Origin of the sequence: Neptunicoccus sediminis, from assembly GCF_001719615.1 — a bacterium.
Taxonomy (GTDB): Bacteria; Pseudomonadota; Alphaproteobacteria; order Rhodobacterales; family Rhodobacteraceae; genus Amylibacter; species Amylibacter sediminis.
Map to the genome: position 1 here is coordinate 345,764 of NZ_MDVX01000002.1, position 24,853 is coordinate 370,616.

Genomic DNA, 24,853 nt, shown 5'->3' on the forward strand with positions numbered 1-24,853 from the left:
GACTTTCCTTACCTAGAAACAAATTGCTCTTATTTAATTGGAATTGCCTTGGGGTAAACCTGACTCCATTCTGCCTTCATTGCAAGCCTGATGCCGCGCGGGACACGTTCTGCCCCGCGCGTATTCATTCAAAAATGCTAGCCGTCAATGCTCTTGGCTGAGGCCATGCCCGGAGCTTTGGATTTGCCGCCAAGCTTGTCGCGAACAGCTTTTTCAATCTTGTCGCCAGTGTCCCCGTCGATGTTGCGCCAGTATTCAAATGCCCGCACGAGCACTTTTTCACTGACACCATCACATAGATGGCCTGTCACGTTCTGCACCAGACGATCCCGTTGCTCTGCATCCATCACATCACGAATAAGCGTGCCGGGTTGTGACCAGTCGTCATCATCTTTGCGCAAAGTATAAGCGGCGCGGACCATTTCACCGTCGGAATACCAGATACCGGCTTCTTCGCCCGCTTCGGGTTGTGCGGACGGACCGCCATAGGAGTTGGGCGCATAGACCGGATCCTGCACCTTAACGGTACGTCCGGCACCATCCTTGGAATAGTTGTGCACCGGCGCTTTGGGCGCGTTTACGGGGATATGTTTGTAGTTCACCCCAAGCCGCGCACGATGGGCATCCGAGTAGGAAAAACCACGGGCCAACAGCATCTTATCAGGCGACAAACCGACACCGGGGACCATATTGCTTGGCTCGAAAGCGGCCTGTTCGATCTCTGTGTGGAAGTCCGTCGGGTTCCGGTTCAGGGTCAGCTTGCCTACTTCAATCAGCGGATAATCCGCATGAGGCCAGATTTTCGTCAGATCGAACGGGTTGATCCGGTAGGTTTTGGCATCCTCAAAGGGCATCACCTGCCATTTAAGGGTCCAGCTTGGGAAGTCGCCATCCGCGATGTGGTTGAACAGGTCGCGTCGGTGATAATCCCCGTCCTTGCCCGCCATTTTATCCGCCTCGTCCTGACTGAAATAGGCGTTTCCATCACCCTGATCGGTGTGGAAGTGGAATTTGACCCAGAATTTTTCCCCATCTGCGTTAACCAGCGAGTAGGTATGGCTGGAATAGCCGTTCATTTCACGCCACGTGCGCGGGATGCCGCGATCCCCCATGAGATAGGCGACCTGATGGGCGCTCTCGGGTGAAAGGGTCCAGAAATCCCACTGCATGTCGTGATCCCGCAGGCCGTTATCGGCACGGCGTTTCTGGCTGCGGATAAAGTGCTGGAATTTCAGTGGGTCGCGGACGAAGAAGATTGGCGTGTTGTTCCCGACCATATCAAAATTGCCGTCTTCGGTATACATTTTCACCGAAAATCCGCGCGGGTCGCGCCATGTGTCCGGACTGCCTCTTTCCCCTGCAACGGTAGAAAACCGCATCACCACATCGCAATTCGCACCGGGCTGAAAGATCTTTGCCTTCGTGTAGCGTGATACATCCTGTGTTGTTTCAAATGTGCCAAACGCGCCAGAGCCTTTGGCGTGGGGCTGACGCTCGGGGATGCGCTCACGGTTGAAATTCGCCATTTGCTCAAGGAGGTAATGATCGTTCAACACGATCGGACCGTCCGGCCCGACGGTCAGAGAATGCTCGTCGCTGCGAACGCGAATACCTGCATCTGTGGTTGTCGGGGGGGATTTCTTATCGGTCATATCGGACCCTTCCATGTTGGTTTCTGCGCAGTTTCTTACCCTACCCAACGCGCCGGATGGCAATTGGTTCCATGCCCGCGCCAAAGCCTGCACGATCCGGGGCCAGAAGGGTGGCGTTGGCCTGTGATTTCATCAGCATCAGCAGCTTGCGGGCGCGCCCCTCAATAGCCAGCGAAGTGACCGCGGGCAGGCAGCCCAGCGCCTTGAGCCTTTGGGGTACGTTATGATTGGTGCGCGGCATCACATAATGGCGCAGATTTGGCGGTCGGGGGAAACGGTCCCGCTGGGGGGCTTCGCGGCCATGGCGCCCGTGTATCACGCAATAGGCTGTTTCGCGGTTCAGATGATCCGCGGCGGACCGGATCGCAAAGCGGTCGATCCCCGCACGCCAGTTGGCCCAACGGTGATCATCGGGCACCACCTCGGGATGGACCGAGAGTTGGGGCGCAAAGGCAAGAACCTGATCCACAGCGGTCAGACTCGGGGCAACCAGCGCAGAGAACCCGCCCATGGAATGCCCCATCGCAACGACGCGGCGGGGCGTGCATAACTGCCGGAAGCTGTCAATTTCATCCCGCATACGATCCAGCAAGTCCGGCGCATTCAGCCAGCTTCGCTGCGGATCGGACAGGAACAGCACGTTATGCGCACCATTTGCTGTGGCGCTGCGGGCGAATTCCGGCGGCGGGCAGTCCTGATCAGCGCGACCAATGCCCGAGAAGCACAGAACCAGCCTGTCCGAACTGCCTCGATGCGCCCAAGTGCGCAGCCCCCCGCTATCATGGCGCAGTCGTATATCCAGTTGATCCGATGCCACTCTGCCCCCCCGCATTTCGTCAGAGTGCAACCAAGCAAGCGCTATGTCCAGCCGTAACGCGCGGGAGACTCGCCAGTCAGACGAAAGCTGTATCATCAATAAGGATGCGTCGCTTGCGCAGTTCAGGGGCAATATATCCGCTGCGCTAAAGGCCACCTTTCAGCACCGAAGGATCTTCTTCGGCTGCTAGATCGGTGGATTTGTCCCTGCTTTGGGCAATCAGGCACAACGCCCCGAAGTCACCCCGTCCGGCATGACCGGAAAGGGTGTGTATCATTCGCAATTACCACTCGCCGGTGTTTTCCATGCTGGCCCAAGGTTCGGCCGGTGCAAGGCTGTCGCCCTCTTGCAGCAGCTCGATCGACACATTGTCAGGGGATTTCACAAAGGCCATGCGCCCGTCGCGCGGCGGGCGGTTAATTACAACACCCTTGTCCATCAGTGCCTGACAGGTTTCATAGATGTTATCCACCTTATAGGCCAGATGACCCCAGCTGCGGCCTGTCTCAAGCTTTTCATCGCTGTCCCAGTTGTAGGTCAGTTCCAGTTCCGGTGCGTTATGCTCTTTGGCGTGGGCTTCATCCTTGGGGGCGGCAAGGAAGATCAGGGTAAACTTGCCCTCGGGAACTTCGGTGCGGCGGGTTTCCACCAGCCCCATTTTATTGCACCAGAAATCCATGGATTCATCCAGATTGGCCACGCGGACCATTGTGTGAAGATAGCGCATTGTCGTTCTCCGTAAGACTGTTGATTGCCTGCAACCTATCGTGAAACAGATTGAATTCCACCGCAAAATCGCCCTTGGGATACCTTGATCACCATCCGGTTGCATACTATGGTGCACAGTAGATCGAGTCGGGAGAAGCCAGCATAGCTGGTGCCGAAGGAGCAACCGCCCCGGAAACTCTCAGGCAAAAGGACCGCCGATTAAACAGACTCTGGAGAGAGGCACAATTGTGTCCGCCGAAGGGATAGCGATCTCAGGCAAAAGGTACAGAGGGGGCATCGCGGTTGCGCAATTGCGCAGCTAGACCGATGCCGGAAATCCGACCGGCTGATACATTTGGGAGGCCGGATTGTCCGATCTGAAACAGACACCGCTGTATGATCTACACGTGGAACTTGACGCCAAAATGGTGCCGTTTGCCGGCTATGAAATGCCCGTGCAATTCCCTCTTGGCGTGATGAAGGAACACAACCACACCCGCAATGCCGCAGGCCTGTTTGATGTCAGCCACATGGGTCAGGTGATTATCCGTCCCAAATCCGGCAATATCGAAGATGCAGCGCTTGCACTTGAAAGCCTGATCCCGATGGATGTGCTCGGGCTGCCAGAGGATCGGCAGCGCTACGGGATGCTGACAAACGATCAAGGCGGTATCCGCGACGACCTGATGTTCGCCAATCGGGGTGATCACCTTTATGTGGTGGTGAACGGAGCCTGTAAGGACGACGATTTTGCCCATATGCAGGCGCATATCTCTGACAGTTGCGATTTGCATATACACGATGATCGCGCGCTTCTGGCGCTCCAGGGACCACAGGCCGAAACCGCCCTTGCCCGCATGATCCCCGAAGTTGCGGAAATGTCCTTTATGGACCTCAAAACCCTATCCTACAAAGGTCAGGATGTGTGGATTTCCCGCTCTGGCTACACCGGCGAGGACGGCTTTGAAATTTCCATTCCGGCGGATCACGCGACAGATTTTGCACGGGAACTTCTGGCAATGGCAGAGGTGGAAATGATCGGCCTTGGCGCACGGGACAGCCTGCGGCTTGAGGGGGGCTTGTGTCTCTATGGCAATGACATCGACACGCAAACCACTCCGATCGAGGCCGCGCTGAATTGGTCCATCCAGAAAGTTCGGCGCAGTGGCGGAGACCGTGAAGGCGGCTTTCCCGGCGCAGAGGTGATCCTGACCCAGATGGCTGATGGAGTATCACGCAAACGGGTTGGCATTGCACCGGAGGGCCGCGCCCCGATGCGCGGTGGCACCCCGCTTTTTGCCGAGAGCGACAGCGACACACAGATCGGCACCATTACCTCGGGCGGCTTTGGCCCCACTGTCGGGCGGCCCGTCGCTATGGGCTATGTGGACACTGATCTGTCTGCCAAAGACACCACCCTTTTTGCAGAACTGCGCGGCAAACGTCTTCCCGTTCGCATTGCAGCGCTGCCTTTTACACCCGCAAACTTCAAACGATAACCTAACCAGACGCAGGGAAAAGACCTATGAAATTTACCGAAGAACACGAATGGCTGCTGGCCGAAGATGACATCGTGACTGTGGGCATCACGAAACACGCCGCTGACGCGCTTGGCGAGCTGGTCTTTGTGGAACTGCCCGAAGTGGGCACCGAAGTCAGCAAGGACGACGACATCGTTGTCATCGAGAGCGTAAAAGCCGCCTCTGACATCATGGCACCGATTGACGGCGAAATCGTCGAAGTGAACGAAGAGCTGCTGGAAAACCCGACACTCGTGAACGAAGACCCGCTGGGCAAGGCGTGGTTCTTCAAGATGAAGCCGGACAATATGGCCGATCTGGACGATCTGATGGACGAAGCCGCCTATAGCGCGCTGATCGCCTGATCCGATGGCGGTGTTGCGGATCATGCCGGATATTGCCTGTAGCGACCCTGCCAAGGCGCAGGCGTTCTATGGCGATATACTGGGCATGGACCTGTTGATGGATATGGGCTGGATCAGGACTTTTGGCGGCGCAGAACCGGTCAAACCCCAGATCAGCTTTATGACGCAAGGGGGCAATGATACCCCTGTTCCGTCCCTCTCCGTTGAAGTGGACAATCTGGACATCGTGCTGGACCGCTGCACCGCCGCCGGACATCAGCCCGTCTACGGGCCGGTCACGGAAGACTGGGGCGTGCGCCGCTTTTTCGTGCAGGACCCGTTCGGAACGCTGATCAACATTCTGCAACACAACCCGCCGGCCTGACGCCACAGTTTCCTCCGGCCCCAAGAAACCGATCCCGCGCCCGTCTTCTTCGAACCGGACGCGCCCCCCTGTCTGAACCGCCTGTCTGAACATAGCTGCAAGGAGCTCCCTATGCCGTTCAAAGCCACCGACTATCTGCCTTATGATTTTGCGAACCGTCGCCATATCGGTCCCTCCCCCGAGGAAATGGGCGATATGCTGAAACTGTTGGGGAAAGAGTCGCTCGACGCGCTGATCGACGAGACCGTTCCCGCCGAAATCCGCCGCAAAGAGCCACTGGTCTGGGAGCGGGCCAAATCCGAACGGGAGGTGCTGTTCCACATGCGCCGCACTGCAGAAAAGAACAAGGTTCTGCACTCGCTCATCGGTCAGGGATATCATGGCACGGTGACGCCCCCTGCGATCCAGCGCAACATTCTGGAAAATCCCGCTTGGTACACGGCCTATACGCCGTACCAGCCGGAAATCTCGCAGGGGCGGCTTGAGGCGCTCTTGAACTTTCAGACGATGGTTTCGGACCTGACCGGACTTGAAATCGCCAATGCCTCTTTGCTGGATGAATCCACCGCCTGTGCCGAGGCTATGACCATGGCGCAGCGGGTGGCCAAATCCAAAGCCAAAGCGTTTTTCATCGACGAGAACTGTCACCCCCAAAACATCGCAGTGATGCGCACGCGGGCCGAACCGCTGGGTATCGAGTTGATCATCGGTGATCCCGAAACCGATCTGGATGCCTCAGCCGTCTTTGGTGCGATTTTCCAGTATCCCGGCACCTATGGTCATCTGCGCGACTTTACCGACCAGATTGCAGCACTGCACGATGCCAAGGCCATAGGCGTCATCGCCGCCGACCCGCTGTCCCTGACCCTGCTGAAAGAGCCGGGTGCAATGGGAGCGGACATCGCTGTTGGCTCCACCCAGCGCTTTGGCGTGCCCGAAGGCTACGGCGGCCCGCATGCGGCTTATATGGCCACGAAAGAGGCTTACAAACGGGCGATGCCGGGCCGTCTTGTCGGTGTGTCTATTGATGCACGGGGCAACCGCGCCTATCGTCTTGCCCTGCAAACCCGCGAGCAGCATATCCGCCGCGAGAAAGCCACATCGAACGTTTGCACCGCACAGGCGCTGCTGGCGGTCATGGCGTCCATGTATGCGGTGTTCCACGGACCGGACGGGCTGCGGGCCATCGCCCAGCGCATCCACCGCAAGACCGTGCGTATGGCCGAAGGGCTGGAAAGCATGGGGCTGAAGGTAGAACCTGAGGTGTTCTTTGACACGATCACGGTTGAGGTAGGCCACCTGCAATCCGTCATCATGCAATCAGGCGTGCAACACGGTCTGAACTTCCGCAAGGTGGGTGACACGCGGATCGGCATCACGCTGGATGAACGGGTGCGCCCTGAAACCATCGAAGCGGTCTGGCAGTCCTTCGGGCTGACCCGCACGGACGAGGATTTCACCCCGCGCTATCGCGTGCCACAGGAAATGGTGCGCACGTCGGATTTCCTGACCCATCCGGTGTTCCATATGAACCGCGCCGAACAGGAAATGACCCGCTACATGCGCCGTCTGGCGGACCGCGACCTTGCACTTGACCGGGCGATGATCCCGCTTGGCTCTTGTACGATGAAGCTGAACTCCGCGGCAGAAATGATGCCGGTCACGTGGTCCGAATTCTCGCTGATCCACCCCTTTGCCCCTGCGGACCAGACCGAAGGCTATAAGGAACTGATCGACGACCTGTCAGACAAGCTCTGCCAGATTACCGGCTATGACGCGATTTCCATGCAGCCGAACTCCGGCGCGCAAGGGGAATACGCGGGTCTCCTGACCATTCGCTCCTATCACAAGGCCAATGGCGAAGATCATCGCAATATCTGCCTGATCCCTACCTCCGCCCACGGCACCAACCCAGCCTCTGCCCAGATGGTGGGTTATAAGGTGGTTGTGGTGAATTCGGCCGAAAACGGCGATATTGATGTAGAGGATTTCCGCAAGAAAGCCGAAGCCGCCGGTGACAATCTGGCTGCCTGCATGATCACCTACCCCTCTACCCACGGCGTGTTTGAAGCCACCGTGACCGAGGTTTGCCAGATCACCCATGAATTTGGCGGTCAGGTCTATATGGACGGTGCCAATATGAATGCGATGGTGGGTGTCTCCCAACCGGGTAAAATCGGCGGCGATGTCTCCCACCTGAACCTGCACAAGACCTTTTGCATTCCGCACGGCGGCGGTGGTCCGGGCATGGGGCCAATCGGTGTGAAAACCCACCTGATCCCCCATCTTTCGGGCCATCTGGACAGTGAAGGTGGTGCCGGTCCGGTGTCGGCTGCGCCTTTCGGCTCGCCCTCGCTGCTGCCGATCAGCTGGGCCTACTGTCTGATGATGGGCGGCGAGGGTCTGACACAGGCGACCAAGGTTGCGATCCTGTCGGCCAACTACATCGCCAAGCGGCTCGAAGGGGCGTTTGACGTGCTGTACAAAGGTCCAAACGGTCGTGTCGCCCATGAATGTATCATCGACACACGCCCCCTTAAGGACAGTGCCGGTGTGTCCGTGGATGATGTGGCCAAACGACTGATCGACTGTGGCTTTCACGCGCCGACCATGTCCTTCCCTGTGCCCGGCACGCTGATGATCGAACCGACAGAGTCCGAGACCAAAGCCGAGCTGGACCGGTTCTGCGATGCCATGCTCGCCATTTATGCCGAGGCCAAGGACATCGAAGAAGGCCGCATCGACCGCGAAAACAACCCGCTGAAAAATGCGCCTCACACGGTAGAGGATCTGGTGGGCAACTGGGATCGCCCCTACACCCGCGAACAGGCCTGTTACCCCCCCGGTGCGTTCCGTGTGGATAAATACTGGTCCCCTGTGAACCGCGTTGACAACGCCTATGGCGACCGCAACCTGACCTGTTCCTGCCCGCCGATGGAAAGCTATCAGGAAGCGGCAGAATAAACCCGGTTCGGAAAAAGGCAGGCGCGGCAATCCGCGCCTGTTTTACATTTAGAAGATAAAGTTCGATGCATCGAACGTGTCCACTTCAAAGGTCACACTGGAATAATCCCGCACCAGAATTATGTCCCCGTTGACCACAATCATCACCCCGTCACACCAGTCCATCACGTCAATGTCTGAAAAACGGTTGACGCCCGCGTAATTCGACAGGTCGATCAAATCGTTGTTGGGTCGCAAATCCGCCAGCTCATCCGGCGTGTTATCCTCAACAAAGCGGAACACATCCGCGCCGCCACCGCCCATCAGCACGTCATGCCCAGTGCCGTCAATGATCACATCAGCGCCACTGTGCCCCTCGATGAAATCATCCCCAGCTAACCCGTCGATGTAATCTGCCTCTCGCGTTCCCTTGATCCGGTCCGCCCCTGCACTGCCCCGCATCGCTTCCTCCAGCGCGCTCATGTCTATTGTTATCTGGGTAAATCCGTGATCCGTATCGGAACTGACCAGCAAAACCACTTCTCCGTCGATCACCTCCACCGCCAGCCCAGACACATTATCAAGGGTTGTCTCGTAAGTATCCGCCAGCGATCCCATATGGTTCAGCGTTCCGGACGCCGAAAGCTCCAGCACCGAAATCCCGTCATCCGAACCGGCCACCACCAGAAAACTGCGGCTGTCATACTCAAAGCTCTCAATATGGCTGGCATTCTGGAAACGGGTGTCGAGCGTGTCGAGAAGATGCTCCACCTCCCGCAAAGTCCCATCATTTGATACAGAAAACACCGTCAGGCTCGACGTGCCGGCAGAGGCCATCACGAGATATTCAGCATCGCCAACCGTCACCGCCGCCAGCGCCTGCGGTTTGGAAAACCCCGAACCGTCCGCAGGCGCGACATCCTCGATAAATTGCAAGGTGCCATTGCTTTTGATCCGGAAACTGCTCAGCCCTGCATCAAATGCCGAAGCCGCAAAGAGGTAATCCGTACCCGCAACCGACAGATGCGCCAATGCGCTGACATCGCCCAGAAACCGCTTTGCCGTATCCTTGAAATACCCGCTCTGATCCATCGCAAACCCGTCCCCAAGCCGATAGCTGGTGATCCCGTCCCCGCCGCTAAAAACATAATCGCCGCCCGCGGTTGTCACCGCCAATGTCAGCCCGAACCCCGCCAGAGCACCCGCGCCGGTTGCAGGCGCGAAATCGCCGCCGCCCGTGACATTATAGATCACCGCCTGATCCTCATAGCGGGTGGCCGGGATCAAACCGACCACACCGTTCACAGTGGCAAAGGTCATGTCCCAGACCGTCCGCGTTCCGGAGCTGTCGGTAAATTTTTGCGAGTCGACCACCTCCCCGATCTGACCGCCCGAGAAATCGAAGCTGGTCAGCGCACTATCCGCAGTGCTGGCGGCAACCACGCTCCACCCGTGATCAAGGGCAACCAGTTTTATATCCGACACCCCCTGCAAAAGCAGTTTCTTGGTATCTGTCACTGTCGCTTCAACTTGGAAAGTTAACATTCCGGCACCGTTTCTGTGGCGCTGGGTTCCCCGATCGGACGGGTTGAACGGTCGCGCGTTTCATCAGGTGTCTGAAGTGCGCGACAGTTTTTAACAGAATCTTACTAGATCAATTTGTAACTTCTACAACTCTTCGAAAACATAAAGTTAACGCGGCTTCAGTGAAGCGGATTATTGTTAAACCCAACAAAATGAGTGCTTTAACAAATTCGCGAAATTAAAAATCTATTAAATTTCGCGGTATGGCAATCGGACATACCGCAAATATTCCAGACACAACCGGCGCCGGTTATTCACACATTTAACGTGATCGCCGCCTTCACCAGCCCGCACTAAACTAAAAAACCCCCACCGCCTTTCACATTCGGGCAACGGAGGTCTGAAACTGTTTTTAACGTTTGGGGTCTTGTGTCAGGTATTAAACAGGAAGTGCAGCACATCCCCGTCAGACACGATGTAAGCCTTGCCTTCCGCACGCATTTTGCCTTTTTCCTTGGCTCCCTGCTCACCGCCGTTGGCAACAAAATCGTCATAGGCGATGGTTTCGGCGCGAATGAACCCGCGCTCGAAATCCCCGTGGATCACACCTGCCGCTTGCGGTGCTGCCGTACCCACCGGAATCGTCCATGCACGGGCCTCTTTCGGGCCAACCGTGAAATAGGTTTGCAGATCGAGCAATCCGTAACCCGCCTTGATCAGCCGCGCGAGCCCTGCCTCTTCCAGACCCATTTCCTCAAGGAACATTTCAGCCTCTTCGCCCTCAAGCTGGCTGATTTCCTCTTCGATCGCTGCCGAAATCACAACGCTCGCCGCGCCTTCGGCTTCGGCCATTTTCGCCACTGCCGCAGAATACTCATTCCCTTCGGCGGCGTTTTCTTCTTCAACGTTGCAAACATACAAAACCGGCTTGCTGGTCAAAAGTTGCAACATATCCCAGGCCTTACGCTCATCCTCGGCCACGTCCACGGTGCGCGCAGGACGCCCCTCTTCCAGCGCCGCCTTGGCACGGCGCAGCAGCGTATCCGCAAGAACCGCATCCTTATCGCCGCCCTTCAGCTTGCGCACCAGCCCCGTCAGACGCTTTTCGATGCTCTCCAGATCAGCCAGCATCAGTTCCGTTTCGATGGTCTGTGCGTCCTCGACAGGGTTCACACGGCCATCCACATGGGTGATGTCGTCGTTTTCAAAGCAACGCAGTACATGGGCAATCGCATCACATTCGCGGATATTGGCCAGAAACTGGTTCCCCAGCCCCTCCCCCTTGCTCGCCCCTTTCACAAGGCCCGCAATATCCACGAACGTCATCCGTGCCGGAATGATCTGTTTGGACTTGGCGATGTCTGCCAGCGTGTCCAACCGTTTGTCCGGTACAGAAACCTCCCCCACATTGGGTTCGATTGTACAGAACGGAAAGTTCGCCGCCTGCGCCGCCGCCGTCTTGGTGAGCGCGTTAAACAATGTGGATTTCCCCACATTCGGCATACCCACGATCCCAGTCTTAAAGCCCATTTCAGCCTCCGAAAATTGTTGTCGCCTTCTATGCCGCAACGGGGCATTTCGCAAGCCACAAGACGCAGAGCCGCATTTGTGCCCCTCGCGCAGCGCCAAAATCCCCCCGCAACCGTTCAAACCCGCCCTGCCCGCAGAAAAAAACCTGCGAAAGCGGTGCTTCTCCGGTTTGCCCCATTGAATTTAACGCGCGGCACGGGCATTCATCATCCAAACGAAAGAGGTATCACCATGTCACGTATCGACGCAAAATTCGCTGAACTGAAAGCTGCGGGCAAATCCGCGTTTGTTTCCTACATCATGGCCGGCGATCCGAACATGGAAGCCTCGCTCGAAGTGATGAAAGGTCTGCCCGCCGCTGGCGTGGACATTATCGAACTAGGCGTGCCCTTTACCGATCCGATGGCAGATGGCGCAACCATCCAGCTTGCAGGCCAACGCGCCCTTGATGGCAAGATGACGCTGAAAAAAACCCTCGCATTGGCAACAGAGTTCCGCAAGGATGACGACACAACCCCGATCGTGCTGATGGGCTATTACAACCCGATCTATCACCACGGCGTAGACCAATTCGTCACGGACGCCAAAGCCGCCGGCATCGACGGGCTGATCGTTGTGGACCTGCCACCTGAAGAGGACGATGAACTCTGCTTGCCTGCCAATGCCGCCGGTCTGAACTTCATCCGTCTGGCAACCCCCACAACAGATGCCAAACGCCTGCCCAAAGTGCTGCAAAACACATCCGGCTTTATCTATTACGTTGCGATCAACGGCATCACCGGCTCCGGCTCTGCCAATGCGCAGACTGTGGGTGCAGAAGTCGCCCGCATCAAGGAAAGCACCGACATTCCGGTTTGCATCGGCTTCGGGATTAAAACACCGCAGGATGCCAAGGAGATGGCAGCCGTTGCAGACGGCGCGGTTGTCGGTTCCGCCATTGTCGAAAAACTCGGCGCGGGCGAACCTGCGGCGGATGTTCTGGCCTTTGTCAAATCCCTCGCAGACGGTGTTCACGCCGCCTGATTTCCATTTTCCACCAATATCCCGGGGTCAAAGGGGCAGCGCCCCTTTGATTCCTCTCTGGCTTGGCGGTAAGTCTTCCGCTAAACCACGCAGCTAAACCACGCAGCACGCTCCCAAGCATACTTATCCAAGGCATAAAACCATGGCCCGCATCCTGATCACCTCCGCCATTCCCTATATCAACGGGATCAAACACCTCGGCAATCTCGTCGGCTCGCAGCTTCCGGCCGATCTTTACGCCCGCTACAATCGCGCACGGGGCAATGAGGTGATGTTCATCTGCGCGACCGACGAACACGGCACGCCCGCAGAACTGGCGGCGGCCAAAGCGGGCAAGCCGGTTGAAGACTACTGTCGTGAGATGCACGCGATCCAGTCCGAACTGGCCGGCGGGTTCCGCCTGTCATTCGATCACTACGGCCGCTCCTCTTCCGAACGGAATCACAAGCTGACCCAGCATTTTGCCGGAAAACTGGCGGATGCAGGGCTGATTGAGGAAGTGCTTGAAACACAGGTCTATTCCAACGCCGACGGACGCTTCCTGCCGGACCGCTATATTGAGGGCACCTGTCCGAACTGCGGCTCTGAAGATGCACGGGGCGACCAATGCGAGGTCTGCACCAAGCAGCTTGATCCGACAGACCTGATCAACCCGCGCTCTGCGATTTCCGGCTCGACCGATCTGGAGGTACGCGAAACCAAACACCTCTACCTGCGCCAGTCCACCCTGCGCGACCAACTGGACCAGTGGATCGACAGCCAGACCGACTGGCCGGTGCTGACCACCTCAATCGCCAAAAAATGGCTGCATGACGGGGACGGACTGCGGGATCGCGGCATCACGCGGGATCTCGACTGGGGCATTCCGGTCAAACGGGGAACCGAGGACTGGCCCGGCATGGAAGGGAAGGTTTTCTACGTCTGGTTCGATGCGCCCATCGAATATATTGCGGGCACCGCTGAATGGGCCGATGCCAACGGCAAGACGGATGCCGATTGGGAACGCTGGTGGCGCACCGACAAAGGGGCGAATGATGTGAAATACGTCCAGTTCATGGGCAAGGACAATGTGCCGTTTCACACCCTCTCCTTCCCTGCCACGATCATGGGATCGGGGGAGCCGTGGAAACTGGTGGATTACATCAAATCCTTCAACTACCTGAACTATGACGGCGGCCAGTTCTCTACTTCCAAAGGGCGCGGTGTCTTCATGGATCAGGCGCTCGACATTTTGCCCAGCGACTACTGGCGCTGGTGGCTGTTGTCCCACGTTCCCGAATCCTCGGATTCAGAATTTACATGGGAAAACTTCCAATCCTCTGTGAACAAGGATCTGGCGGATGTTCTGGGGAATTTCGTCTCCCGCGTGACAAAATTCTGCCGCTCCAAATTCGGTGAGGTTGTTCCCGAAGGCCCCGCCTACGGCGCTGCGGAACAGGCGGTGATCGACGCATTGCAGGCCCGTCTGACAACCTATCAAACCTATATGGATGCGATGGAAATCCGCAAGGCTTCGAGTGAATTGCGGGCGATCTGGACCTTGGGCAATGAATACCTGCAAGACGCCGCCCCCTGGTCCAAGTTCAAGGAAGACCCCGAGGCCGCAGCAACCTCTGTGCGTTTCGCTCTCAACCTGATCCCGTTCTATGCCGCCCTGTCCGAACCCTTCATTCCGGACGCGGCAGAGACCATGCTGAGCGCGATGAATGCCACAGCCGACTGGCCTGCAAGCGCAGCCGATGCCCTGAACGCCCTGCCAGCCGGACATGCCTTCACGGTGCCCGAAGTGATGTTCGCCAAAATTACGGACGATGCACGGGACGACATGCAAACCCGCTTTGCCGGAAAATCCTGACGCCCCGACGAGAACCCTAACGGCTTCAATGTTCTAAAAATACTCATAAGAAAAAGGGGGCCGCGGCCCCCTTTTCCTTTACCGATCCAACCGGAACCAAGGCTACGCCCATTCCCAAGGATTAATGAAGCCGCCCAAAACATCCGACACTTGCGCATCCGTCACCGACGGATCGGTTTTCTTCAGCTGTGCAACCAACCCGCGTTTCTTATCCTCGATCACCTCGGCAACCGAGGCGCCAACACCTGCATCGGCAAGGGCCGCATCATAGACCCGTGTGATGGCCTTGCGCCGCAGGTCCGGTTTAAAGATCTTGCCCACAGCCGTTTTCGGCAGTTCGTCCAGAATTTCGATATATTTCGGATGCGCGGCCCGTTCCGGCACATGTTCCTTGGCAAATTCCATCAGTTCATTGACCGAGGTCGTCGCCCCTTCGACCAGTTCCACATAGGCACAGGGCAGTTCGCCGGAATGAGCGTCCGGCTGACCGATAGCCCCCGCAAAGGCCACGTCCTTATGCCCGGCCAGCGCCTCTTCGATCAGGGCGGGATCAATGTTGTGTCCGCCGCGGATAATCAGGTCTTTGGCCCGTCCGGTGATCCAGAGATAGCCATCACTGTCAAACCGCCCGAGATCTCCCGTGCGCAGGTGGGTGCCGCCTGCAAACAGGCCTACGTTCTTGGACGCATCCGTATAGGTTTCGCCCACCATCACGCCGGGGTTGTTGACGCAGATCTCGCCAACCTCATCGACGCCACATTCCTTGTTGATGGTGCCGTCTTCGGAACAATCAAGAATTTTCACATCTGTATATGGATAACGCAGACCCACAGAGCCGATTTTCTTTTCGCCGTATTTCGGGTTGCCGGACACCAGACAGGTAGCCTCGGTCATGCCGTAACCTTCAAGGATTTCAACGCCGGTCACATCCTGAAAGCGACGGAACAATTCTACCGGCAGCGGGGACGAGCCGCACATGGCCCCTTCAAGTGTGGAAATATCCGCATCCACAGGGCGCTGCATCAGTGCGGCTGCCGCAGTGGGAACGGTGACCATATAGGTCGCCTTATAGCGCTCTACGAGTTTCCAGAAGTTGTCAAACACCCCGTCGCCGCGATACCCCGCAGGGGTCGGGAAGACGATATGCGCGCCGGATGTGATCATTGCAGCCCAGAATACATGGGCAGCCATGACGTGAAACATGGGCAGCGGACAGATCACGATGTCGGTTTCTTTCAGCAGCATCAGGCTACCCAGCATCCCGTTATAGAGAATACCGGAATGGCGGTGCTGCGCGATTTTTGGCATGCCCGTGGTGCCGCCGGTGTGGAAATAGGCGCAGAAAGGATCGTTCATATCCTCTTCAAAAGTCAGCTTGTCACCGGGCTGGGACGCCAGCGCCTTGTTAAAGTCGAGCACCTTGGCATTGTGTTTCGCCTCTACCTTCGGGCGTACCATTGGAACGATGAATTTCTTCAAACCTGTCAGATGGGTCAGCAAATCCACCTCAACGATGGTTTCCACATTGGGGGCCTGCGCCACCGCCTGTGCTGCCAGTTGCGCCACCTCGGTTTTCGGAAAGGCTTTGAGCGTCACCAGAACCTTGGCGCCGGTTTCGCGCAGCAGGGCTGCGATCTGGTCGGGCTTCAGGGTCGGGTTGATAGGCGCCACGATCCCTGCAGTCATCCCCCCCATCATGGTGATGGCGGTTTCATGGGTGGTTGGCAGCAGATAGGCCACAACATCCTTTGGCCCCACCCCGAGAGAGCGGAACAGGTTGGCGGCTTGCGTAATCTTGTGTTTGGTCTCGTTCCAGGTCAGCGTGACCTTAGGATCGTTCGGCCCCGAAAGCAGTTGAAAGCTGACCGCCGCACGGTTGCCATTGGCTTCGCAGGTCTGCTCCAAGCGCTCATAGACAGTGCGCGCGGTCCAGCGGTCTTCAACCGGCATTTCGGATTCGATTTCGATAACGGATGCCAGATCACGTAAGATAGCCATGAATTTATCCTCCCAGAAAGGCGTTCGGGCGCCTGCATTTTATGCGCACAGAATGGGGGTAAAAAACCTTTAGGGCAAGGTTTACGCTGGGGAAAAAACAAAACTCCGCTTGCTAGGATTGCCGGTTGCGCGGGGACTGTTGTGACGTCGCCTCGTTTCTACCGTTCTGGCGGCGGGAAAACCCATGATCCGACATCAATCGTGACCGGCGCAGGGGGCAGGCACGGCGCGGGGCGGTGACAGGACTCGCGGGGATCACCCTGCAATTATGAAGCTTCATTTAACAAGCGTCTTGCATGAAGCGTCTTATATGAAGCTTCATATATGACGCTTCATATTTGCAGGGTGATAAACCGGAAAACCTTAACTAACCTATCGCGTTACAGTTCATACTTTCAGCCCGCAGCAAAGGAAAAACCCCGCCTTTCCAGACGGGGTTTCACAAGCATCACCCGTTGCACCACACAATTGCGCAGCGCCGCGTGCTGAAGCTATCCGTTGGTTGGAATCCGAAGAACCTGTCCTGGATAAATCTTGTCGGGGTCGCTCAACATCGGCTTGTTGGCCTCAAAAATCTCGTTGTAGCGGCTTCCGTCCCCCAACGCTTTCTGGGAAATCGCCCAAAGCGTGTCGCCCTTTTCAACCGTGTGGAACACCGGATCATCGCCGCCGGCACTGTCGTCCACCGCGGCCACACCTTCCACGTTGCCCACGGCAAGGATAACCTTCTCTTTCATTTCCTGACTGACCGCAGTGCCACCGACCGACACCGTGTCGCCGTCCACCTTGATGTCCAGCCCCGAGGCATCCAGACCGAGATCGGATATTTCTTTTTTCAGCGCATCTTCTGCCGGAGCCGCCTCTGCAGCGCCACCGAACAGTGATTTGCCAGCGTCCTTAACAAAATTCCAAAGTCCCATAAATCTCTCCCGTAAAGTTGTTTGGCAAAATGCCCGTTGCCACAATTGGCCAGCCGGCAGGGGCATAAGTGGCGCCCTACCGGCTAAATTCTAATACAAACCGCCCGATGACAGCGACCCGAAAGAGGCTTTGGGCGGAATAACTTTTTGTTCGCCGGTTGAGGTGGTGATCACCGTTTCTGTATCATCCTCGCCGCGGCCATAAAGCTGCAAGTCCTCTCCCATAGCGAACCCCCCGTCGATGACGCTGAACATGCCATATTCCGGCTCTTCGCCCATGCGGAACAGTTCGGAAACAACATTGGGGCCGGTGGCGTCCGGTGGCAAACGTGCGCCGGAATACCGGTCAAACTTGATGAAACGGGTGTTCGGCGGCACTTCAAAATCAGACGATCCGTACAATTTAATCGCTTTTTTCATGAAGCTGTTGAACACAGGTCCGCACATGCCCCCACCCGAGGCACCCCGCCCCAGTGCGCGGGGCCGGTCATAACCCAGATAACAGCCCGCAACGATGTTGGGGGTAAAGCCGACAAACCAAACGTCTTTCGCATCATTGGTGGTGCCGGTTTTCCCAGCAACCGGCACGCCAAGCTTTACCGTGCCGCTCGCGGTGCCCCGTTCTACCACGCCGCGCATCATAGAGGTCAGCTGATAGGCTGTGACAGCATCCATCACCCGTTCGCGGTTGGACACGATACGGGGCGAAACGCCATCTTCCAGCGCCGCCAGCTCGCAGCCTTCACAGTTGCGTTTGTCATGGCGGTAGATCGTCTTGCCCCAGCGATCTTGCACCCGATCCACGAGCGTTGGTTCAACCCGCTCCCCGCCATTGGCGAACATGGCGTAGGCCGCGACCATTTTGAACAACGTCGTTTCTTGCGAGCCGAGCGCATTGGCAAGATACTCGCCCATATCATCGTATACACCAAAGCGTTCCGCGTAATCCGCGACGACATTCATGCCCACATCCTGCGCCAGCCGGATGGTCATCAGGTTACGGGACCGTTCAATGCCAACCCGCAATGGGGCCGGACCGTAAAATTTATTCGACGCGTTCTTGGGCCGCCACAGACCCTGCGGCGTTTGCACTTCGATCGGGGCGTCCACCACGATGGTGGACGGGCTGTACCCACTGTCTAGCGCGGAAGCGTAAACAAATGGTTTAAAGGATGAACCGGGCTGGCGGGTGGCTTGGGTCGCACGGTTAAACACCGACGCCTGATACGAAAATCCGCCCTGCATCGCCAGCACGCGGCCCGTGTTGGTGTCCATTGCCATGAAACCGCCCTGAATGCGGGGAATCTGGCGCAGGCTCCAGCGGATGAACGATCCGTCACTGTCCTTGGTGACAGCCCGCACATAGATCACATCGCCCACAGACAGCAGATCGGCGGGTTTGCTGGCCCGTTTGCCCGCCCGTCCGTTTTCCAGCAGCGGACGCCAGTTAAATTCCTGCTTGGGCAGGAAGTGGCCGTCCTCGTCCTCCTCTACACCTTCAATCCCGATACGCGCAGAGCTGTCGCCAAGCTCCAGCACCACCGCCGGATGCCAGCCTTCAATATCCCGCGGCATGTTCACATCGCGCAACGCTTCGCGCCAGTCTGCTTCTGAGCCGAGCTTCTCAGCCTCGATTGTGCCTTCAGGTCCGCGATATATACCCAGATTGCGGTCATATTTTTCCAGCCCCGCCCGCAGCGATCTGGCCGCCTCTTTCTGAAGTTCAGGATCCATTGTGGCGCGGATCGTCAGACCACCACCAAAGAACTCTTCCTCGCCAAAATCACCCGAAAGCTGTCGGCGGATTTCGTCGGTGAAATAGTCCCGTGGCGGTCGTTCCGCGCGCGAAGAGGTATAATCACCTGATTGCACTGTCAGCAGATCACTGGCCTTTGCTGCCGTGTAAGCCGCCTCGTTGATATAGCCGTTGTCATACATCTGGCCGAGCACATAGTCCCGCCGCACGATTGCCCGCTCTTTCTGGCGCACCGGATGGTAATCACTGGGCGCTTTGGGCAATGCCGCAAGGTAGGCTGCCTCTGCCACGGTCACTTCTTCGAGGTTCTTGCCAAAGTAGGTATCTGCCGCCGCTGTCACCCCGTAGGAGTTCTGCCCGAGGAAGATTTCGTTCAGGTAAAGCTCGAGGATCTTGTCCTTGTCGAGCGTCTCTTCCAGCCGTGTCGCAAGAATGATCTCCTTGATTTTCCGTTCAAAAGACCGTGACCCGTCCAGCAGGAAATTCTTCATAACCTGCTGCGTAATAGTAGAGGCCCCCCGCAGCCGCCCGCCCTGCGCCGCATCCAGCGCCGCCTTGACGATCCCTTGCAGGTCATAGCCCTTATGCTCGTAGAAATGTTTGTCCTCAGCGCTCACAAACGCCTGTTTTATCACGTCGGGAACTTCGTCCGCAGGCGTAAACATGCGCCGTTCATGGGCAAATTCGTCCATGACCTTGCCCTCGCCGGAGTACACGCGGCTGATGGTGGCGGGTTCATAGCTGGCCAGCGCCTGATGGTCCGGCAGATCGCGGCCGTACATCCAGAAGACCGCCCCGACAGCCACGACAACCATGACTGCACCAATGGTCAGGCCGCTGAAAATCCAGCCGAAAATATTCAGTATAAAACGCAGCACCCGCGCGACTCCCCAACTCTTGCAAGGTATCTTACCAACCCGCACATCACGGGTCAAAGCAGCGCAGCGGCTGATTTGGCTCAAACTCGCCCATACTTGCTTGTCAGAGCTGATTTAGGGGTTTCTATAGAAAATTAAAGGGATTCTTTTCCGCGCCCGCGTCGAGCCTGCCTGTGCCGCCGCTACTGGCGCAACAGCCGGGCCTGTGCCGCGTCTTCGACGGTCCATTCATCCAGCGCATTGATAACCCCTGAAATAACCTGCGTGCGCCAGCGTTTGGTCAGCAGATTGTTCAGATCGCTTTTGTTGGACATAAAGCCAAGCTCCACAAGAACGGATGGAATATCGGGGGCTTTCAACACGGTGAAACCGGCGCTCAGATGGGGGCGCTTGCGAATACGGCCGACGGATTTTGCAATGCCATTCACCAGCATCTCTGCCAGCATATCGCTGCGCACGCCGGTTTCCCGCTGGGCCATATCCATCAGCACGGCTGCAATCTGGTCGTCCTGATTGCTCAGGTCTACACCGGCCAGCAGGTCAGAGCGGTCGTGCTGCTCTGCCAGTTGTGCCGCCATCGTTGAGGATGCTTTAGAAGACAGGGTGTAAACCGTTGTTCCTGTTGCACTTCCCTCTGCCAGCGCATCGGCGTGAATGGATAGAAACACATCCGCATCCAGCGCCCGCGCGACAGAAATCCGGTCCGGCAGCGAGAGGAAAACATCCTCTGTGCGGGTCAGTTTTGCCTGAAACCGTCCGGTGCGGATCAGCGCTTCTTGCAATTCCCGTGCGAATTGCAGCACGAGGTCCTTTTCCTCATAGCCGTCCCGTTCGGCCCCGCCGTCTACGCCACCGTGACCGGGATCAATCACCACAACCACCGGCCTGTCACCCAACTGGCGTTGCTTGGATTTTCCGGCCTCGGTCGGCTTGGGCAAGGCCCAGCCATCCTCTTCCCGTTCGGCGGATTTCAGGGCAAATTCTTCTTGACCGGCAGAGGCCATGCTGACCTCAAGCACGGCAGTTCCGCGCACATCATTCACCCGCATCTCGGCCTTTTGTGGCAGAATCGGATAGGCCAGATCAAGCACCAGCCGCGACCAGCCGGGGCGGAAGATGCCAAACCGCAGTCCTTTGACCACGTCACTTTGATCCACTTTTCCGGCCTCAAAGCCGCTCCAGTCGATTTCCTTAAAATCCATCACAATGCGCGGCGGATTATCCAGCGCAAAAATACGGTAGGGTACGGGCTGGGATAGATGCAATCTCAGATTGACCGTATCGCCCGAGGCGTCCTCTATGGTGGAACGGGCTCCGTCCACCCGTGCAAGCGCTTGTAATTCCTGCGCCAAAACAGGGCGAACCCCTGCCAGAACAACACCTGCAACAAGCGCCGCGCCAAGGACGGCCCGTCTGATAATTCCACTGCTCATAATACCGCCTCGCCTCTTTTCCAGAGATCACTTTAACGGGAGTTTCCCGTGCCCGCACACCATAGCCCAGCTAAAAACCGATTGTAATTCCCCAATCCACCCCATAAGACTAATTTGTAACAGCGGTTCACAGAACCCCTGCTTAAACAGTTTCGCTGATGAAACGCGATGATGGTCTGGGCCCCAAGCGGCGCCCGCTGTCAGATCGCCTTCACCGGCAGGGCCAACCGGCCACCCGAATTGCGCAGGCCGCGCCGTAACAGCAGAGCCCGCGCCAGAGCTTGGCATCCGACCATAAGGATGCTGGAGATAACCGCGATGAAACGCGTTGACTATGTTGACTACACGCAGGGAGCAGGCAAACCGCCTGCCCCGTTTTTGCGTCTGGACGACAGCGACGCCCTCCCACTCGCCCCAATTTACCACGCAAACTCTACATCGGCCCCCCCTGGAAACAGCGGGGTCCGCCCCTGTGCGGACGTGCGTGCGAAAGATACACTATGGCTAAAAAGATGCTTATTGATGCCACCCACCCGGAAGAGACCCGGGTCGTGGTGGTCGATGGAAACAAGGTAGAAGAATTCGACTTTGAATCCGAAAACAAACGCCAGTTGGCTGGCAACATATACCTTGCAAAAGTAACTCGGGTCGAACCCTCGCTTCAGGCGGCATTTGTAGATTACGGCGGAAACCGGCACGGGTTCCTCGCATTTTCCGAAATCCATCCGGATTATTACCAGATCCCCGTTGCCGACCGCGAAAAGCTGCTGGCCGAGGAAGCCGAATACGCCAAAGCTATGGCCGAGGAAGAAAACCGCGAGAAGCCCAAACGCTCTCGCCGGACCTCTCGCTCCAAAAAGAGCGAAGCCGCCAGCGATGGTGCGGCAACCACCAAGGATGAGGTCATCTCGTCTGACGTAATTGATCTGGACGGCGATGACTCCGGTCTGGTGGACGTGCCTGAATCCGGTGAAAAAGCGCCCGAGGCAAAGTCTCAAGAGACTGAAGCGACAGAACAGACAGCGGCCGAACAGACAGAAACAGAGCAGACGCAAGCAGAGGGCGGCGAAACCGCTGACAGCGAAGCAGATGCAACAACAGACGCCGCACCAGCAGAGTCGCACGACGACACAAACGCCGACGACAACTCAGACGAGACTGCAGAGCCGGTTGAGGGCCAGGAAGCCTCTGATGCCAGCCCGATCGTTGAGCCTCAGGTCGAAGCGGTAGAATCAGACAACGCCACAGAAGAAGTCGAAACCGACGACGCCGAAGCCGAAGCAGACGATGTGCGCGCCGAATTCCGTCCCCGCAAACCACGGGCACGGCGCTATAAAATTCAGGAAGTCGTCAAGGTCCGCCAAATCCTGTTGGTACAGGTTGTTAAGGAAGAACGGGGCAACAAGGGTGCCGCGCTGACGACCTATCTGTCGCTGGCCGGTCGCTATTGCGTGCTGATGCCAAACACCGCCCGTGGCGGCGGCATTTCCCGCAAGATCACCAATGCCACCGACCGCAAAAAGCTTAAGGATATTGCGAACGAGATCGAGGTGCCCGAAGGCGCAGGTCTGATCATTCGCACCGCCGGTGCCAAACGCACCAAGACCGAGATCAAGCGCGACTATGAATATCTGATGCGCCAGTGGGAACAGGTCCGCGACCTGACCCTGAAATCCATCGCCCCTGCCGGTATCTATGAAGAAGGCGACCTGATCAAACGCTCGATCCGTGACCTCTACAACCGCGACATCGACGAAATCTTTGTCGAAGGCGAAGCAGGTTATCGCGTGGCCAAGGAATACATGAAGATGCTGATGCCAAGCCACGCCTCCCGCGTGCGGCACTATGCAGAACCCCTGCCCCTCTTCGCCCGCTATCAGGTGGAAACCTATCTGGACGGCATGTTCAATCCGACCGTCCAGCTGAAATCCGGCGGATATATTGTTATCGGCATCACCGAGGCGCTGGTTGCCATTGACGTGAACTCGGGCAAATCCACCAAGGAAGGCTCGATCGAGGATACCGCCCTGCGCACCAACCTCGAAGCTGCCGAAGAGGTTGCCCGCCAGTTGAAACTGCGCGATCTTGCCGGTCTGATCGTGATCGACTTCATCGACATGGAAGAACGCCGCAATAACTCTGCCGTTGAAAAACGCATGAAAGACCGGTTGAAAAACGACCGCGCCCGTATCCAGGTGGGCCGGATTTCCGGTTTCGGCCTGATGGAGATGTCCCGCCAGCGTCTGCGCCCCGGCATGTTGGAGGCAACCACACAGCCCTGTGCGGCCTGTCACGGCACCGGTCTGACCCGCTCGGACGACAGCATGGCGCTGCTGATCCTGCGCGAGCTGGAGGATGAAGGCACCCGCAAACGCACGCGCGAGGTTCTGGTGACAGCGCCCGTGGCCATTGCCAACTACCTGCTGAACGAAAAGCGCGAACATATCGCCATGATCGAGGCCCGCTACGGTATGGCCGTGCGCATCGAGGCCGACATGCACTTGATCAGCCCCGACCACAAAATCGAGAAGTTCAAAACCTCCACACGCCGCATCGCCAAAGCGCCAGCACCGACGGCTGTCACCATCGACAGCGTGGAACCTTTCGAGGTAGAGGAAGAGGAACCGACCCAAACCGCCAAGGGGAACAACGCACCGGAAACGGATGTGGAGACCTCTGACGATCAACCCAAGAAAAAACGCCGCCGGCGGCGGCGGCGCGGTGGCAAGGATCGCAATGATGCCCAAAACGGTGACAATGGCGATAATGGCAATCAGAACACCGGACAGGACGCCTCCGACACATCGGACGCGCCTGCGAAAGCGGATGACAAAGCGGGTGATTCTGCGCCTCAACAGCGCGAAGAGTCCAAATCCGGCGGGTCTGACGCCGGCACGCCGGACACTCCGGCGAAGAAATCTCGCACCACATCCCGCCGCCGGTCTTCCGCAAAATCCAAGGATGCACCGGAAGAAACTGCCGCGACCGAAGAGGCCGCTAAATCCGATCAATCTCAGGCGCCAGTAGCAGAGCAAACCGCCGCGCCAACCGCGCAAGAGTCCGCCGCGAAAGAGACCGAAGCCGCGCCAGAGACCGCCGAGGAAAAACCGGCGAAACCGGCACGCAAACCCCGCGCCCGCAAACCGGCGGCGGCGAAGACGGAGAAAGCTGACAAAGTTAAAGCGGATACAGCGGCAGAGGATACAAAACCGGCAGAAGCAGCGGTACAAACCCCCGATCCGGCCGAACCCGAAACAGCGGCTCCAGAGGACATTGCCGCAGCCCCTGCCCCTGTCGCCGCTCCGGAAGTGATCGATATTCCGATCACCAAAGCCCCTGCCGAAGCCAAAGCGGAAAACGCCCCCGAGCCTGAGGCAAAAGCCGAAGAGACCGAGGCGCCTCCGGCCAAGCCCAAGCCAAAACGCTCTGGTTGGTGGTCCCGCGCAACCGGCAAGTAAACCACTGAACACCCATTAGAAAAAGGGGCCCCTGCGGCCCCTTTTTTACGTCCGGTCGGCACGGCAAACACGTGTTGTACCCCTCCGGCTTCTCCGCTACCCATTGTGC

17 protein-coding genes and 1 riboswitch are annotated in these 24,853 nt (G+C 57.6%); of the genes, 7 read left to right on the plus strand and 10 right to left on the minus strand.

Features of this window, described 5'->3' with window-relative positions; genetic code table 11:
* Positions 1-137: 137 nt before the first annotated feature.
* The 4 genes from BFV97_RS05535 to BFV97_RS05545 all read right to left on the minus strand — a co-directional run bounded on the left by BFV97_RS05535 (position 138) and on the right by BFV97_RS05545 (position 3,196).
* On the minus strand, positions 138-1,652 hold the full coding sequence (locus tag BFV97_RS05535; protein ID WP_069299524.1) for a catalase: 1,515 nt from the start codon (positions 1,650-1,652) through the stop codon (positions 138-140).
* Positions 1,653-1,692: 40 nt separating this feature from the next.
* On the minus strand, positions 1,693-2,469 hold the full coding sequence (locus BFV97_RS05540; RefSeq protein WP_069299343.1) for an acetylxylan esterase family protein: 777 nt from the start codon (positions 2,467-2,469) through the stop codon (positions 1,693-1,695).
* Between the two features lie 145 nt (positions 2,470-2,614).
* Entirely contained in the window at positions 2,615-2,746 is a 132-nt protein-coding gene (locus BFV97_RS19160) for a hypothetical protein (RefSeq protein WP_281200937.1), read from the minus strand.
* Between the two features lie 6 nt (positions 2,747-2,752).
* Entirely contained in the window at positions 2,753-3,196 is a 444-nt protein-coding gene (locus tag BFV97_RS05545) for a VOC family protein (protein WP_069299344.1), read from the minus strand.
* Between the two features lie 119 nt (positions 3,197-3,315).
* A riboswitch (glycine riboswitch) is annotated at positions 3,316-3,402 on the plus strand.
* 143 nt (positions 3,403-3,545) lie between these two features.
* On the opposite strand from BFV97_RS05545, the gene gcvT reads away from it, so the two are divergent.
* From gcvT to gcvP, 4 genes are all read left to right on the plus strand, one after another.
* The gene (gene gcvT, locus BFV97_RS05550) at positions 3,546-4,676 is read left to right on the plus strand and encodes a glycine cleavage system aminomethyltransferase GcvT (protein ID WP_069299345.1); all 1,131 of its coding nucleotides are present in this window, start codon (positions 3,546-3,548) and stop codon (positions 4,674-4,676) included.
* Between the two features lie 26 nt (positions 4,677-4,702).
* Entirely contained in the window at positions 4,703-5,062 is a 360-nt protein-coding gene (gene gcvH, locus BFV97_RS05555; protein ID WP_069299346.1) for a glycine cleavage system protein GcvH, read from the plus strand.
* A 22-nt stretch (positions 5,063-5,084) separates the two neighbouring features.
* Entirely contained in the window at positions 5,085-5,426 is a 342-nt protein-coding gene (locus BFV97_RS05560; RefSeq protein WP_245667593.1) for a VOC family protein, read from the plus strand.
* Between the two features lie 111 nt (positions 5,427-5,537).
* Positions 5,538-8,390 (plus strand): aminomethyl-transferring glycine dehydrogenase, encoded by a 2,853-nt coding sequence (gcvP, locus tag BFV97_RS05565; protein WP_069299348.1) that lies wholly within the window; start codon positions 5,538-5,540, stop codon positions 8,388-8,390.
* A gap of 48 nt (positions 8,391-8,438) precedes the next feature.
* Here gcvP and BFV97_RS05570 read toward each other — a convergent pair whose 3' ends face one another.
* Positions 8,439-9,914 (minus strand): beta-propeller fold lactonase family protein, encoded by a 1,476-nt coding sequence (locus tag BFV97_RS05570; protein WP_069299349.1) that lies wholly within the window; start codon positions 9,912-9,914, stop codon positions 8,439-8,441.
* A 411-nt stretch (positions 9,915-10,325) separates the two neighbouring features.
* Positions 10,326-11,423, minus strand: coding sequence for a redox-regulated ATPase YchF (gene ychF, locus BFV97_RS05575; RefSeq protein ID WP_069299350.1), 1,098 nt, complete (start codon positions 11,421-11,423; stop codon positions 10,326-10,328).
* A gap of 231 nt (positions 11,424-11,654) precedes the next feature.
* On the opposite strand from ychF, the gene trpA reads away from it, so the two are divergent.
* Together trpA and metG are read left to right on the plus strand one after the other, a co-directional pair.
* Positions 11,655-12,446: a tryptophan synthase subunit alpha gene (trpA, locus tag BFV97_RS05580; protein ID WP_069299351.1), complete on the plus strand. Its 792-nt coding sequence runs from the start codon at positions 11,655-11,657 to the stop codon at positions 12,444-12,446.
* Positions 12,447-12,588: 142 nt separating this feature from the next.
* The gene (metG, locus tag BFV97_RS05585; RefSeq protein WP_069299352.1) at positions 12,589-14,301 is read left to right on the plus strand and encodes a methionine--tRNA ligase; all 1,713 of its coding nucleotides are present in this window, start codon (positions 12,589-12,591) and stop codon (positions 14,299-14,301) included.
* Positions 14,302-14,403: 102 nt separating this feature from the next.
* On the opposite strand, the gene BFV97_RS05590 is transcribed toward metG, so the two are convergent.
* The 4 genes from BFV97_RS05590 to BFV97_RS05605 all read right to left on the minus strand — a co-directional run bounded on the left by BFV97_RS05590 (position 14,404) and on the right by BFV97_RS05605 (position 21,286).
* The gene (locus BFV97_RS05590) at positions 14,404-16,299 is read right to left on the minus strand and encodes an acyl-CoA synthetase (RefSeq protein ID WP_069299353.1); all 1,896 of its coding nucleotides are present in this window, start codon (positions 16,297-16,299) and stop codon (positions 14,404-14,406) included.
* 491 nt (positions 16,300-16,790) lie between these two features.
* Positions 16,791-17,219: a peptidoglycan-binding protein LysM gene (gene lysM / locus BFV97_RS05595; protein ID WP_069299354.1), complete on the minus strand. Its 429-nt coding sequence runs from the start codon at positions 17,217-17,219 to the stop codon at positions 16,791-16,793.
* 90 nt (positions 17,220-17,309) lie between these two features.
* Positions 17,310-19,853, minus strand: coding sequence for a penicillin-binding protein 1A (locus BFV97_RS05600; RefSeq protein WP_069299355.1), 2,544 nt, complete (start codon positions 19,851-19,853; stop codon positions 17,310-17,312).
* A 182-nt stretch (positions 19,854-20,035) separates the two neighbouring features.
* Positions 20,036-21,286 carry an N-acetylmuramoyl-L-alanine amidase gene (locus tag BFV97_RS05605; protein ID WP_069299356.1) on the minus strand — a complete coding sequence of 417 codons (1,251 nt, stop codon included), beginning with the start codon at positions 21,284-21,286 and terminating at the stop codon, positions 20,036-20,038.
* 500 nt (positions 21,287-21,786) lie between these two features.
* On the opposite strand from BFV97_RS05605, the gene BFV97_RS05610 reads away from it, so the two are divergent.
* Complete coding sequence (locus BFV97_RS05610; protein ID WP_069299357.1) at positions 21,787-24,744, plus strand: Rne/Rng family ribonuclease; 2,958 nt, start codon at positions 21,787-21,789, stop codon at positions 24,742-24,744.
* Positions 24,745-24,853 lie beyond the last annotated feature (109 nt).